Origin of the sequence: Pseudomonas sp. HAR-UPW-AIA-41 (assembly GCF_002304225.1) — a bacterium.
Taxonomy (GTDB): Bacteria; Pseudomonadota; Gammaproteobacteria; order Pseudomonadales; family Pseudomonadaceae; genus Aquipseudomonas.
The window spans coordinates 786,235-798,623 of record NZ_NSLB01000001.1; the positions used below are offsets into that span (position 1 = coordinate 786,235).

Genomic DNA, 12,389 nt, shown 5'->3' on the forward strand with positions numbered 1-12,389 from the left:
CCATAAAAAGGTCAGGGGAGGTGCCGGGCACCTCACAGAAGGCGCCTAGCTTAACGGTTTGCCGGGCTTGCGTGAACGCGCTCGCAGATGTGCCAGCATGTGATGAAAAAAGGCCAGCATTGACCCAGTACCAACCGTTAGAATGCGCGCCCGCGACTGGAGGCACCTCATGACCCTGCTCAAATTCAGCGATGTATCCCTGGCCTATGGCAGCACGCCGCTGCTGGATGGGGTGTCCTGGCAGATTGCCCGGGGCGAGCGGGTGTGCATCATCGGTCGCAATGGCACCGGCAAATCGAGCATGCTCAAGCTGGTCCGCGGCACCCAATCGCTGGACGACGGCGAAATCTGGCGGGCGCCAGGCCTGAAAATTGGCGAGTTGCCTCAGGAGCTGCCGCGCGCCGACGAGCGCACGGTGTTCGATGTGGTCGCCGAGGGGCTGGCCGAAGTGGGGGCTTTGCTCGCCGAGTACCATCATCTGGTCCAGCACGAGCTTGGTGACGCCGAGCTGGAGCGTCTGACCCAGGTGCAGCAGGCGCTGGAAGCCCGTGATGGCTGGCGTCTGCAGCAGCTGGTCGACAGCACCATTAGTCGTCTGCAGCTGCCGGCGGATAAAACCCTGGCCGAGCTGTCCGGTGGCTGGCGCCGTCGAGTGCTGCTGGCTCAGGCGCTGGTGGCCGAGCCGGATCTGTTGCTGCTGGACGAGCCAACCAACCACCTGGATATCGGCGCCATCGCCTGGCTGGAAGAGGCGCTGCTGGGGTTCAACGGCGCCGTGCTGTTCATCACCCACGACCGTGCCTTCCTGCAGAATCTGGCGACGCGCATTCTGGAGCTCGACCGCGGCCATCTGATTGACTGGAATGGCGATTACGCAAGCTTTCTGGTGCACAAGGAAGAGCAGCTGGCTGCGGAAGAGACGGCCAACGCCCTGTTCGACAAGCGCCTGGCTCAGGAAGAGGTCTGGATTCGTCAGGGCATCAAGGCCCGCCGTACCCGCAACGAAGGTCGGGTGCGTGCCCTCAAGGCCATGCGTGCCGAGCGTGCCGAGCGCCGCGAGCGTCAGGGCAAGGCCAGTTTTCAGCTGGAAACAGCGGACAAGTCCGGCAAACAGGTCATCGTGGCCGAGCACATCAGCTTCGCCCATGCCGGAGGGGCTGTTCTGCTCAAGGACTTCTCCATGGTCCTGCAGCGTGGCGACCGTATCGGCCTGCTCGGCGCCAACGGCAGTGGCAAAACGACTCTGCTCAAGCTGCTGCTGGGTGATCTGCAGCCGACCTCGGGCAAGATCGAGATCGGCACCAAGCTGGAAGTGGCGTATTTCGACCAGTTGCGTCACCAGCTGGAGCTGGACAAGACGGTGATCGACAACCTCTCCGAGGGGCGCGATTTCATCACCATCGATGGCCAGAATCGCCATGTGCTGAGCTATCTGGGTGACTTCCTGTTCAGTCCGCAGCGCGCACGCACGCCGGTCTCGGCCCTGTCCGGTGGTGAGCGGGCGCGTCTGTTGCTGGCCAAGCTGTTCAGCAAGCCTGCCAACCTGCTGGTGCTGGACGAGCCCACCAACGATCTGGATGTGGAAACCCTCGAGCTGCTCGAAGAGGTACTCGACGGCTTCCCGGGCACCGTGCTGATCGTCAGCCACGACCGGGCCTTCCTCGACAACGTGGTGACCAGCACCCTGGTCTTCGAGGGGCAGGGCGTGGTCCGCGAGTTTGTCGGCGGTTATCAGGACTGGCTGCGTCAGGGCGGCTCGCTGAAAACGCTGGGTGTGGGTGGCGACGACTCCCGTGCTCAGGTGCCTGTTGCGGCCAAGGCCGATGTGACGCCTGTCAGCAAAGCGCCACAGGAGGCGCCGCAACGCAAGAAACTAAGCTACAAGGAACAGCGCGAGCTGGAGGCTTTGCCGGGGCGGATCGAGGCTCTGGAGGCCGAGCTGGAGGCGCTGCAGAACGAAGTTTCTGAACCGAATTTCTATCAGCGCCCGGCCGAATACAGCCGTGTGGCGCTGGAACGTTTGTCCACCCTGCAGCAGGAGCTGGATGCGCTGCTGGAGCGCTGGACCGAGTTGGAAGCCTGATAACAATAACCCCAGCCTAAGCCGGAGATGCCATGGCGATTGAGTACCGGATCATTGTCGATGACAGCCACCAGTTCGATTACCAGATCGAGCTGGATCGTGGCTATGACGCCGCAAGGGCCGAGCAGGCCCCGAAGTGGACGCGCCTGGAGTTCAACCAGTGCAGCAACTGTCCGCTGAAGAAGGAAACTTGCAGCCATTGCCCGGCGGCGGTTGATCTGTTTCAGGTGATCGAGGACTTCCGCGGCCTGCCAGCCGTGCAGAAGGCCGATATCACCGTGCTCACGCCGGAGCGCCAGTACTACAAGCGGGTTGGTCTGGAAGAAGGTTTGCGTTCACTGCTCGGCGTGATCATGGCCACCAGCGCCTGCCCGCTGCTGGGTCGTCTGCGGCCTATGGCGCAGCAGCATCTGCCATTTGCCAGCCAGTCGGAGTTCATTCAGCGGGCGGTATCCCAGTACCTGACCCGGCAGTATTTCAACTACCGCGAAGGCCGTCTGGCAGACTGGGATCTCAAGGGGCTGGTACGTCTGTATCAGCAACTGCAGCTGGTCAATCAGGCGTTCTGGCAGCGTATCCTCGATACCTGTGAAGGCGACTCCAACCTCAAGGCCTTCCTCAGCTTCTTTTCCATGGCATCCAGCCTCAGCTATTCGCTGGAAACCCAGCTTCAGAAGATCAGGCCGATGGTCATGAGTGCTGGTGATTGGCTGGAGTTTGGTGCCTAAGCCGGTCTCAGGCCGGCTTTTTCAGGCGCACGGCGAGCACGTCGCACGGCGCGCCATGCAGCAGGTCGTTGGCGGTTGAGCCGAGCAGCAGGGCCAGGCCGTGACGACCATGGCTGCCGACCACAATCAGGTCGCACTGCTGTTCGCTGGCCAGTTGATGGATCTCCTGGCGTGGCTGACCGTAGCCCAGGTGGCAGTTGTCTGGAGTCAGTTGGGGATACTGCGCGGCAAAACTGTCCAGTCGCTGTTGAGCCTGCTGTTGCTGTTGCTGCTGAATCAGTGAGAGATCCATCGGCACATCGCCGCCAAAGGCCATGGCCATAGGCTCTATCACATGGATCAGCGATACTCGGGCGCCGTCGCGGCCCGCCAGTTCGAGGGCGCGTTGCAGCACCGGATGGCATTCCTCGCTGAGATCGACGGCAATCAGTATGTGCTGGTAGGCCATGACAAACTCCTGTTCCGTTTAGCCATTGTCTGAGTATGGCGCTTGTTTGAGAGGTTCTGTCCATGAATGCATGGATTGTCGTGCTGTTGCTGGCGGCGGCATTCAGTCCGCTGGTGTGGATTGTGCCGTCCCGCCGTCAGCGTGGACAGATGGATGTGCGTCTGGCTGCCCGGCGAATGGGGCTGGGCATGCAGATGGCAAGACCCGAATGGCCGCACTGGATGCAGCCTGAGCCGCCGGCAGCCTGCCCGCAATATCACCGTCAGCGTCTGGCCGGCAGTGGCGACTGGAGTTACTGGCAGGTGGCGCCAGGCGTGTGGCATAACCGCTGGCGCGAGCCCTGCGATGATGACGCCATGCTGCAGCTGTTGAGGCGTTTGCCGGCAGATGCCTATCAGGTTGAGGCGAGCAAGCAGATGCTGGCCCTGTACTGGGGGGAGCGGGGCGGTGAGGAGGCGCTTGAGGCGGTGGTCGAGGTCATGCAGCAGCTGGCTCGACGCTGAGTGGCGGACGCCGGATCGGCGTCCGCGCAAGAGCGTTACAGCTTGCCGGCAGCGTACAGCTCGGAGGTTTTCTCCAGGCCGCTGATGATCTGTTCGGAATACTTGCTGATCAGGAAAGGTACGCTGTTTTCGTTGTAGTTCTTCAGCGATTTCTCGATGTAGTTCCACTTGGTCTGCACGCTTTGCAGACTGGCTTTGATTTCCGGAGTGTTGCGTGGCGAGGCTTTGAGTTCCGCTAGACGTGTCTGGAAGTCGGTTGCCAGTTCATCAATCGGCTTTTCATCTTCACCGCCACTGCCACCAATAAATGTGCCACCGACGGAGGCGTTACGGGAGGCGTAGTTGACCGAGATGGACTGCATCAAAAGCCCCAGTTCACGACTACGCTCGGTCAGGGGGGGCACGCTGGTGCTGCTTTCCTGCTGGATCTTGCCGTACAGCTCGCCACTCAATACCAAGAGCTGTTGGTTTCTTTTGGCTAGGTCTGCGATTGGCTGCAGGTCAGTGAAACCTTCGGTTTCCAGGGCGGTGATCAGGGCTTTAAGTTCTTCCTGATAAGCCAGCCATTGTTGCTGAAGCTGATTTTGCAGGGCTTTAGAACCTTCACCAGAAAGGTCCTGTAGCTCCTGTAGTGCAGCACTTACCTGGTCTTCCGAGACTTTGATCTGCTTGGCGTAGCGTTGATCTCCCTCCATCCCGTTAAACATGAAGAAATCACAGAGCGTCTTCTGGGCGGCCAGGCGCATATGGTGCAGCGTGGTCAGATCTTGGCTGGGGTCGGCGGCTTTTGCGTTGAAGGACAATGGAAGCATCAGCAGGCTGCTGAGCAAAATGGAGGTCAGACGGCTAGACATGTACAGCTCCGGTGCCCAACTGGGCTTGCTTTTGTTTTTGTAGCGAGCCGCTCGGAACGGCTCTTCGCCCGGAATTTACCTGCCGTACCAACTTTTGGCTAGCGGATTGCGTGCACGATTGTGCAATCTCCGCCAACTGCTGAATTGCGGTTCATCTGTTTTGTGAATTTTTGTCAGCGGGATTGCTTGGTTGCCCTAGAAGGGCGCTATTTGGCGGGTTTCAGGGATTAAGTGGTGTTTGCCTGGCTAATTGACAATTACAGGCTTTTGCACGATGGTGTGAGCACCCAAATCAAACGGGCGTATGAATCAGGCGTTTGCCTGTTCCTCACGGTCCCGAATATCGCGTCGGCGGGTGTGCTGGCTGGTTTTGGGGCTATCCTAGACGGCCTGCGTCGTTGGGAAGTCTCCTCCGGCGTCCGATGTGTACAGTTCAGCTTCCATTGCGTGGAGATCAGTTGATGATTTACGAAGGTAAAGCCATCACGGTTAAGGCTCTTGAGAGCGGTATCGTCGAACTGAAGTTCGACCTCAAGGGTGAGTCCGTCAACAAGTTCAACCGCCTCACCCTCAACGAGCTGCGCCAGGCTGTCGATGCCATCAAGGCCGACGCTTCTGTCAAGGGCGTGATCGTGACCAGCGGCAAAGACGTGTTCATCGTCGGCGCCGATATCACCGAGTTCGTCGACAACTTCAAGCTGCCTGACGAAGAGTTGATTGCTGGCAACCTCGAAGCCAACAAGATCTTCAATGACTTCGAAGACCTGTCCGTTCCGACCGTGGTTGCCATCAACGGCATCGCGCTGGGCGGCGGTTTTGAAATGTGCCTGGCCGGTGACTATCGCGTAATGAGCGAAACCGCCAAGGTAGGCCTGCCGGAAGTCAAGCTGGGTATCTACCCGGGCTTCGGCGGCACCGTGCGTCTGCCGCGCGTGATCGGTAACGACAACGCCATCGAGTGGATCTGCGGCGGCAAGGAAAACAAGGCTGCCGACGCACTGAAAGCCGGTGCTGTTGATGCTGTGGTCAAGGCCGACAAGCTGCAAGAAGCCGCTATTGACCTGGTCAAGCGTGCCATCTCCGGCGAGCTGGACTACAAGGCCAAGCGTCAGCCCAAACTGGAAAAACTCAAGCTCAATGCCATCGAGCAGATGATGAGCTTCGAGACCGCCAAGGGCTTCGTTGCTGGCCAGGCTGGCCCGAACTACCCGGCGCCGGTTGAAGCCATCAAGACCATCCAGAAAGCCGCTAACTTCGGTCGCGACAAGGCACTGGAAGTTGAAGCCGCTGGCTTCGTCAAACTGGCCAAGACCTCCGTTGCCGAAAGCCTGATCGGTCTGTTCCTGAATGACCAGGAACTGAAGAAGAAGGCCAAGGGCTACGACGAAGTGGCCAAGGACGTGAAACTGGCTGCCGTACTGGGTGCCGGTATCATGGGTGGCGGTATCGCCTACCAGTCGGCCTCCAAAGGCACTCCGATCCTGATGAAGGATATCCGCGAAGAGGGTATCCAGATGGGTCTGAACGAGGCTTCCAAGCTGCTGGGCAGCCGCGTGGCCAAGGGTCGTATGGCTCCTGCCAAGATGGCCGAGGCGCTGAACGCCATTCGTCCGACCATGTCCTACGGTGATTTCGGCAATGTCGACATCGTGGTTGAGGCCGTTGTTGAGAACCCGAAGGTCAAGCAGATCGTGCTGGCCGAGGTTGAAGGTGTGGTTAAGGAAGACGCCATCCTGGCTTCCAACACCTCCACCATCTCCATCAGCCTGCTGGCTCAGGCTCTGAAGCGTCCGGAAAACTTCGTCGGCATGCACTTCTTCAACCCGGTGCACATGATGCCGCTGGTTGAGGTTATCCGTGGCGAGAAGTCCAGCGAAGTGGCTGTTGCCACTACCGTTGCCTACGCCAAGAAGATGGGCAAGACCCCGGTTGTGGTCAACGACTGCCCGGGCTTCCTGGTTAACCGCGTACTGTTCCCGTACTTCGGCGGCTTCGCCAAGCTGGTCAGCGCCGGTGTTGACTTCGTCCGCATCGACAAGGTGATGGAGAAGTTCGGCTGGCCGATGGGCCCGGCTTACCTGATGGACGTTGTCGGTATCGACACCGGCCACCACGGCCGCGACGTCATGGCTGATGGCTTCCCTGATCGCATGAAGGACGACCGTCGCTCCGCCGTTGATGCTCTGTACGAAGCTAACCGCCTCGGCCAGAAGAACGGCAAGGGCTTCTACGCCTACGAGACCGACAAGCGCGGCAAGCCGAAGAAAGTTGTCGATGCCAGCGTTCAGGAAGTCCTCGCTCCGATCGTGTACGAGCAGCGTGAAGTCACCGACGAAGACATCATCAACTGGATGATGATCCCGCTGTGCCTGGAAACCGTTCGTTGCCTGGAAGACGGCATCGTCGAGACCGCAGCTGAGGCCGACATGGGCCTTATCTACGGTATCGGCTTCCCTCCCTTCCGTGGTGGTGCACTGCGCTACATCGATTCCATCGGTGTTGCCGAGTTCGTTGCCCTGGCCGACAAGTATGCCGAGCTGGGCGCGCTGTACACCCCGACCGAGAAGCTGCGTGAGATGGCCAAAAACGGCCAGAAGTTCTTCGGTTAATCGCGAACGATTTAGAGCGAGAGTGAATTTATGAGCCTGAATCCGAGAGATGCAGTCATTGTCGACTTCGGTCGTACCCCGATGGGTCGTTCCAAGGGCGGCATGCACCGCAACACCCGTGCCGAGACTATGTCGGCACACCTGATCAGCGGCGTCCTGGCGCGTAACACCAAGCTGGACCCGGCTGAAGTCGAAGACGTGATCTGGGGCTGTGTTAACCAGACCCTGGAGCAAGGCTGGAACATCGCACGCATGGCGTCGCTGATGACCCAGATCCCGCACACCAGCGCCGGCCAGACTGTCAGCCGTCTGTGCGGTTCCTCCATGAGCGCCCTGCACACTGCCGTGCAGGCCATCCAGACCGGCAACGGCGACGTCTTCGTTGTCGGTGGTGTGGAGCACATGGGCCACGTTGGCATGATGCACGGTGTTGATCCGAACCCGCACCTGTCCCTGTACGCTGCCAAGGCGTCGGGCATGATGGGTCTGACCGCCGAGATGCTGGGCAAGATGCACGGCATCAGCCGCGAGCAGCAGGATGCCTTCGGTGAGCGTTCTCACCGTCTGGCACACAAGGCCACCGTCGAAGGCAAGTTCAAGGATGAAATCATCCCGATGCAAGGCTACGACGAGAACGGCTTCCTGAAGGTGTTTGACTTCGACGAAACCATTCGTCCGGAGACCACCCTGGAAAGCCTGGCTGCTCTGAAGCCGGCGTTCAACCCGAAAGGCGGCACCGTGACTGCAGGTACTTCCTCGCAGATCACCGACGGCGCTTCCTGCATGATCGTCATGAGTGCTCAGCGCGCCAAGGATCTGGGCATCCAGCCGATGGCCGTGGTTCGTGCCATGGCTGTGGCCGGTGTTGATCCGGCGATCATGGGTTACGGCCCGGTGCCGTCCACTCAGAAGGCGCTCAAGCGTGCCGGCCTGACCATGGACGATATCGATCATGTCGAACTGAACGAAGCCTTCGCTGCCCAGGCTCTGCCGGTGCTGAAGGATCTGAAACTCCTCGACAAGATGGAGCAGAAGGTCAACCTGCACGGTGGCGCCATCGCTCTGGGTCACCCGTTCGGCTGCTCCGGTGCCCGTATCTCCGGCACCCTGCTGAACGTGATGAAGCAGAACGGCGGTACTCTGGGCGTGTCCACCATGTGTGTGGGTCTCGGCCAGGGCATCACCACCATCTTCGAACGCATCTAAGCGGTCTAAGATGAAAAAGCCGGGGCTATGCCCCGGCTTTTTGTTTTTCCAGCGAACAGAAATGTGCGGAGTGCAGATGAATATTCAGCCGGGCCTCTATCGCCACTACAAAGGTCAGCAGTACCGGGTGTTCGGTACGGCGCGGCATTCGGAGACCGAGGAAGAACTGGTGGTTTACCAGGCACTCTATGGCGACTATGGTCTGTGGGTGCGGCCGCTGAGCATGTTCTGCGAAACCGTGCTGGTGGATGGCGAGCAGATTGCCCGCTTCGCCTTGCTGACTGCCGAGTCATCTCCTCTGCTGGACCAGAGCGGCACAAAGGCCAAGTAGCAGCGCGCTTGACCTGCCGATACTGGCCACTATATATAGCGGTGCCGCTGTAGACGGCTCCCGCCTTCTTTCTTTTTATTGCATTCAGGAATTTTCCGATCCATGGGCAAATCGCTGGTCATCGTGGAATCCCCGGCCAAGGCCAAGACGATCAACAAGTACCTGGGCAACCAGTACGTGGTGAAGTCGAGCATCGGCCATATCCGTGACCTGCCCACCAGTGGCGGAGCCAAGGAACCGGTCAAGCGTGGCAAAGCTGCGGCTGCCGAAACTCCTGCGCTGTCGCCCAAGGAGAAAGCCAGGCGCCAGCTGGTTGCACGCATGGGCGTCGATCCTGAGCATGGCTGGAAGGCCAAGTACGAGATCCTTCCCGGTAAGGAGAAGGTGATCGAAGAACTGCGTCGTTTGGCCAAAGATGCCGACACCATCTATCTCGCAACCGACTTGGATCGCGAAGGGGAAGCCATCGCCTGGCACCTGCGCGAGGCCATCGGCGGTGACGACAGCCGCTACAAGCGGGTGGTGTTCAACGAGATTACCAAGAAGGCCATCCAGGAGGCCTTTTCCGCCCCCGGCGAGCTGGATATCAACCGGGTCAATGCCCAGCAGGCGCGCCGCTTCCTCGATCGCGTGGTGGGCTACATGGTTTCGCCGCTGCTGTGGGCCAAGATCGCCCGCGGACTTTCTGCCGGACGCGTGCAGTCGGTCGCAGTGAAACTGGTGGTCGAGCGCGAGAAGGAAATCCGTGTCTTTGTTCCGGAAGAGTACTGGGAAGTACATGCTGACCTTGCCACTGCCAAGAACGCCAATGTGCGTTTCGAGGTGGTCCGTGAGAAGGGCGAAGCGTTCAAGCCGGTCAATCAGACCCAGGCCATGGCCGCTCTTGAACAGCTCAAGTCTTCTGCCTACAGCATCGCCAAGCGTGAAGACCGGCCGACCAGCAGCAAACCCTCTGCACCTTACATTACATCGACCCTGCAGCAGGCAGCGAGCAACCGTCTCGGCTTCGGGGTGAAGAAGACCATGATGATGGCCCAGCGTCTCTACGAGGCCGGCTACATCACGTATATGCGTACCGACTCGACCAACCTCTCGGCCGATGCCGTTGAGATGGTGCGTGGATTCATCGAGAGCGAGTACGGCAAGAAGTACCTGCCGGCCAAGCCGAATGTCTATTCGAGCAAGGAGGGCGCTCAGGAGGCTCACGAGGCGATTCGCCCCTCCGATGTCAATCTGCGGCCGACCCAGCTGTCCGGCATGGAGCGTGATGCAGAACGCCTTTACGAGCTGATCTGGCGTCAGTTCGTTGCCTGCCAGATGCCGCCTGCCGAATACCTGTCGACCAGCGTTACCGTGGCTGCTGGCGACTTCGAGCTGCGCGCCAAGGGGCGCATCCTCAAGTTCGACGGTTATACCAAGGCCCAGCCGCAGCAGAGCAAGCCGGGTGAAGACGATGTGCTGCCGGACATGAATGAAGGCGAGGCGCTGAAACTGATCAAGCTCGATCCCAGCCAGCACTTCACCAAGCCGCCGGCGCGCTTCTCCGAAGCGAGTCTGGTCAAGGAGCTGGAGAAGCGGGGGATCGGTCGTCCATCCACCTATGCAGCCATCATCTCGACCATTCAGGAGCGTGGCTATGTGGCGGTTCAGAACCGCCGCTTCTATGCCGAGAAAATGGGCGACATCGTCACCGAGCGCCTTAACGAGAGCTTTGCCAACCTGATGGACTACGGGTTCACGGCGGGCATGGAAGAGCATCTGGACGATGTGGCTCAGGGGCAACGTGACTGGAAGCACCTGCTCGATGAGTTCTATGGCGACTTCAAGAAAAAGCTTGAAGTGGCGGAAGTGGCTGACGGCGGCATGCGTGCCAATCAGCCGACCCTGACCGATATCGCCTGCCGCGACTGTGGCCGGCCGATGATGATTCGCACCGCTTCCACGGGCGTATTCCTGGGCTGCTCTGGCTACGCGCTGCCGCCGAAGGAGCGTTGCAAGGCCACCATCAATCTGATCCCCGGTGGCGAGATTGCCGCCGATGACGAAGGTGAGTCCGAGTCGCTGGTGCTGCTGAACAAGCACCGCTGTCCAATCTGCTCGACCGCCATGGATGCCTACCTGCTTGATGAAACCCGCAAGTTGCATATCTGTGGCAATAATCCGGACTGTTCGGGCTACGAGATCGAGCAGGGCCAATACCGCATCAAGGGCTACGAAGGTCCTAGCCTGGAATGCGACAAGTGCGGCAGCGAGATGCAACTGAAAACCGGCCGCTTCGGCAAGTTCTTCGGATGCACCAATGCCGAATGCAAGAACACCCGCAAACTCCTCAGAAACGGTGAGGCGGCGCCACCCAAGTGCGACCCGATCAAGATGCCGGAGCTGCGCTGCGAGAAGGTGGACGACGTTTACGTACTGCGCGATGGTGCTTCCGGTCTCTTCCTTGCCGCCAGCCAGTTCCCCAAGAATCGTGAGACCCGCGCGCCTCTGGTGCTGGAGTTGCTTCCCCACGCTGAAGAGCTGGATCCGAAGTATCAGTTCCTGCTCAAGGCGCCGCAAAAAGATCCGGATGGCCGCCCTGCGGTGATCCGGTTCAGTCGCAAGAGTAAGGAGCAGTACGTGCAGTCGGAGATAGATGGCAAGCCGAGCGGCTGGCGCGCCTTCTATGCCGATGGGAAGTGGCAGGTTGAAGACAAGCGCTGAGACGGTGCTGAGGTAAGGCAGGAGGTTTGGTTATGGCCAATGAGCGTTACACCCGCACGAATCAGAAATTGTACTTTGCAGGCGTATCCCTGGATTTCTGGCGCAAGGCCGAGGCGGGGAAAGCCATGAACTGGCAGGCGCAGGTACAGGCCGAGCGGGAGGCCTGCCTGTTTCATCTGTACGGTGCGCTGCTGGGCCTGTGCCACGAAATTGCCGGCTATTACCGCCTGCCTCAGGCCGACGCCGGCACTGTGGAGCAACTGCTCAGCACTGAGCGTCTGGCGGCATCGCCCAGCCCTGAGATGGCTGAGCTGGTTGAGCTGGCTCAGCAGTCCGAAACCTGGCTGGCCAAGCTGCTGAGCAGCTATCACGCGCTGTTTCTGCCACCGCGGGAAGCTGTTCAGGCCAAGCCGGATGTGACCCTGCCCCTGATCACGGCAGTGACTCTGGAGGACGAGGTTCAGCCGGTTTCAGCGGATGAACTGGAGTTCTGTCGGCAACAGCTCAAGGAACTGGCCCTGCGCTTTCGCAGCACACTGAGCGAGTGGTAAAGACTCGGGTTTTGGCCGCGCACTTGTAGTGACTCCCGGCTGGAGCCCTGACGAGGCGACGGCAGACCCTAGGGCTCCGGGCATGTCGACTGTTACAATGGCCGACTTGCTTGGAGACACCTTAATGCCCACTTCCTTTCTCGAAATCGTCGAACTGCCCGATGGGCGCATCATTCTGCGCCGGGCGGACGATGAAGAAGCCCTGGTTACCCTCGATTTCTCCGCCGACGCTCGCGCCTTCATGCAGGGCCATCATGTCGAAGTGGCCAAGGCCATGCTCAATGTCGGTGTGCAGATGGCCGGCCGTCTGGCCGATGGTGAGTTGGATCGTGATGATCACGACAGCAGCTCACGCGTACTGCACTGAGCTGCG

General features: G+C 59.9%; 11 protein-coding genes. 9 read left to right on the top strand and 2 right to left on the bottom strand.

The features are described 5' to 3' along the window. Nucleotides 1–169: 169 nt before the first annotated feature. The gene (locus CK486_RS03635) at nucleotides 170–2,083 is read left to right on the top strand and encodes an ATP-binding cassette domain-containing protein (protein WP_095938906.1); all 1,914 of its coding nucleotides are present in this window, start codon (nucleotides 170–172) and stop codon (nucleotides 2,081–2,083) included. A gap of 32 nt (nucleotides 2,084–2,115) precedes the next feature. Further along, the gene (locus CK486_RS03640; protein ID WP_095938907.1) at nucleotides 2,116–2,811 is read left to right on the top strand and encodes a hypothetical protein; all 696 of its coding nucleotides are present in this window, start codon (nucleotides 2,116–2,118) and stop codon (nucleotides 2,809–2,811) included. Between the two features lie 7 nt (nucleotides 2,812–2,818). Here the strand turns inward: CK486_RS03640 and CK486_RS03645 are convergent, their stop codons facing one another. Then, nucleotides 2,819–3,259 carry a universal stress protein gene (locus CK486_RS03645; protein ID WP_095938908.1) on the bottom strand — a complete coding sequence of 147 codons (441 nt, stop codon included), beginning with the start codon at nucleotides 3,257–3,259 and terminating at the stop codon, nucleotides 2,819–2,821. A gap of 62 nt (nucleotides 3,260–3,321) precedes the next feature. On the opposite strand from CK486_RS03645, the gene CK486_RS03650 reads away from it, so the two are divergent. Beyond that, complete coding sequence (locus tag CK486_RS03650) at nucleotides 3,322–3,762, top strand: hypothetical protein (protein WP_095938909.1); 441 nt, start codon at nucleotides 3,322–3,324, stop codon at nucleotides 3,760–3,762. Nucleotides 3,763–3,797: 35 nt separating this feature from the next. On the opposite strand, the gene CK486_RS03655 is transcribed toward CK486_RS03650, so the two are convergent. Beyond that, nucleotides 3,798–4,616, bottom strand: a complete 819-nt coding sequence (locus CK486_RS03655; protein ID WP_095938910.1) for a hypothetical protein — start codon at nucleotides 4,614–4,616, stop codon at nucleotides 3,798–3,800. Nucleotides 4,617–5,077: 461 nt separating this feature from the next. Here CK486_RS03655 and fadB point away from each other — a divergent pair, with 461 nt between their 5' ends. The 6 genes from fadB (at nucleotide 5,078) to CK486_RS03690 (ending at nucleotide 12,383) form a co-directional block, all read left to right on the top strand. After that, a complete protein-coding gene (fadB, locus tag CK486_RS03665) occupies nucleotides 5,078–7,225 on the top strand; it encodes a fatty acid oxidation complex subunit alpha FadB (protein WP_095938912.1) in 2,148 nt (715 codons plus the stop codon). Nucleotides 7,226–7,255: 30 nt separating this feature from the next. Beyond that, nucleotides 7,256–8,431 carry an acetyl-CoA C-acyltransferase FadA gene (fadA, locus tag CK486_RS03670; RefSeq protein WP_095938913.1) on the top strand — a complete coding sequence of 392 codons (1,176 nt, stop codon included), beginning with the start codon at nucleotides 7,256–7,258 and terminating at the stop codon, nucleotides 8,429–8,431. A gap of 76 nt (nucleotides 8,432–8,507) precedes the next feature. Next, nucleotides 8,508–8,762 carry a DUF1653 domain-containing protein gene (locus CK486_RS03675; protein ID WP_095938914.1) on the top strand — a complete coding sequence of 85 codons (255 nt, stop codon included), beginning with the start codon at nucleotides 8,508–8,510 and terminating at the stop codon, nucleotides 8,760–8,762. 102 nt (nucleotides 8,763–8,864) lie between these two features. Beyond that, entirely contained in the window at nucleotides 8,865–11,465 is a 2,601-nt protein-coding gene (topA, locus tag CK486_RS03680; RefSeq protein WP_095938915.1) for a type I DNA topoisomerase, read from the top strand. Between the two features lie 32 nt (nucleotides 11,466–11,497). Then, complete coding sequence (locus CK486_RS03685) at nucleotides 11,498–12,016, top strand: DUF6586 family protein (RefSeq protein ID WP_095938916.1); 519 nt, start codon at nucleotides 11,498–11,500, stop codon at nucleotides 12,014–12,016. Between the two features lie 124 nt (nucleotides 12,017–12,140). Beyond that, complete coding sequence (locus CK486_RS03690) at nucleotides 12,141–12,383, top strand: hypothetical protein (RefSeq protein WP_095938917.1); 243 nt, start codon at nucleotides 12,141–12,143, stop codon at nucleotides 12,381–12,383. Nucleotides 12,384–12,389 lie beyond the last annotated feature (6 nt).

What these genes read in the sequence shown, in the direction of transcription:
- CK486_RS03645 (WP_095938908.1), bottom strand. Translation starts at nt 3,259, where the DNA reads ATGGCCTACCAGCACATACTGATTGCCGTCGATCTCAGCGAGGAATGC.
- CK486_RS03690 (WP_095938917.1), top strand. Translation starts at nt 12,141, where the DNA reads ATGCCCACTTCCTTTCTCGAAATCGTCGAACTGCCCGATGGGCGCATC.
- topA (WP_095938915.1), top strand. Translation starts at nt 8,865, where the DNA reads ATGGGCAAATCGCTGGTCATCGTGGAATCCCCGGCCAAGGCCAAGACG.
- CK486_RS03640 (WP_095938907.1), top strand. Translation starts at nt 2,116, where the DNA reads ATGGCGATTGAGTACCGGATCATTGTCGATGACAGCCACCAGTTCGAT.
- fadA (WP_095938913.1), top strand. Translation starts at nt 7,256, where the DNA reads ATGAGCCTGAATCCGAGAGATGCAGTCATTGTCGACTTCGGTCGTACC.
- CK486_RS03685 (WP_095938916.1), top strand. Translation starts at nt 11,498, where the DNA reads ATGGCCAATGAGCGTTACACCCGCACGAATCAGAAATTGTACTTTGCA.
- CK486_RS03675 (WP_095938914.1), top strand. Translation starts at nt 8,508, where the DNA reads ATGAATATTCAGCCGGGCCTCTATCGCCACTACAAAGGTCAGCAGTAC.
- CK486_RS03635 (WP_095938906.1), top strand. Translation starts at nt 170, where the DNA reads ATGACCCTGCTCAAATTCAGCGATGTATCCCTGGCCTATGGCAGCACG.
- CK486_RS03650 (WP_095938909.1), top strand. Translation starts at nt 3,322, where the DNA reads ATGAATGCATGGATTGTCGTGCTGTTGCTGGCGGCGGCATTCAGTCCG.
- fadB (WP_095938912.1), top strand. Translation starts at nt 5,078, where the DNA reads ATGATTTACGAAGGTAAAGCCATCACGGTTAAGGCTCTTGAGAGCGGT.
- CK486_RS03655 (WP_095938910.1), bottom strand. Translation starts at nt 4,616, where the DNA reads ATGTCTAGCCGTCTGACCTCCATTTTGCTCAGCAGCCTGCTGATGCTT.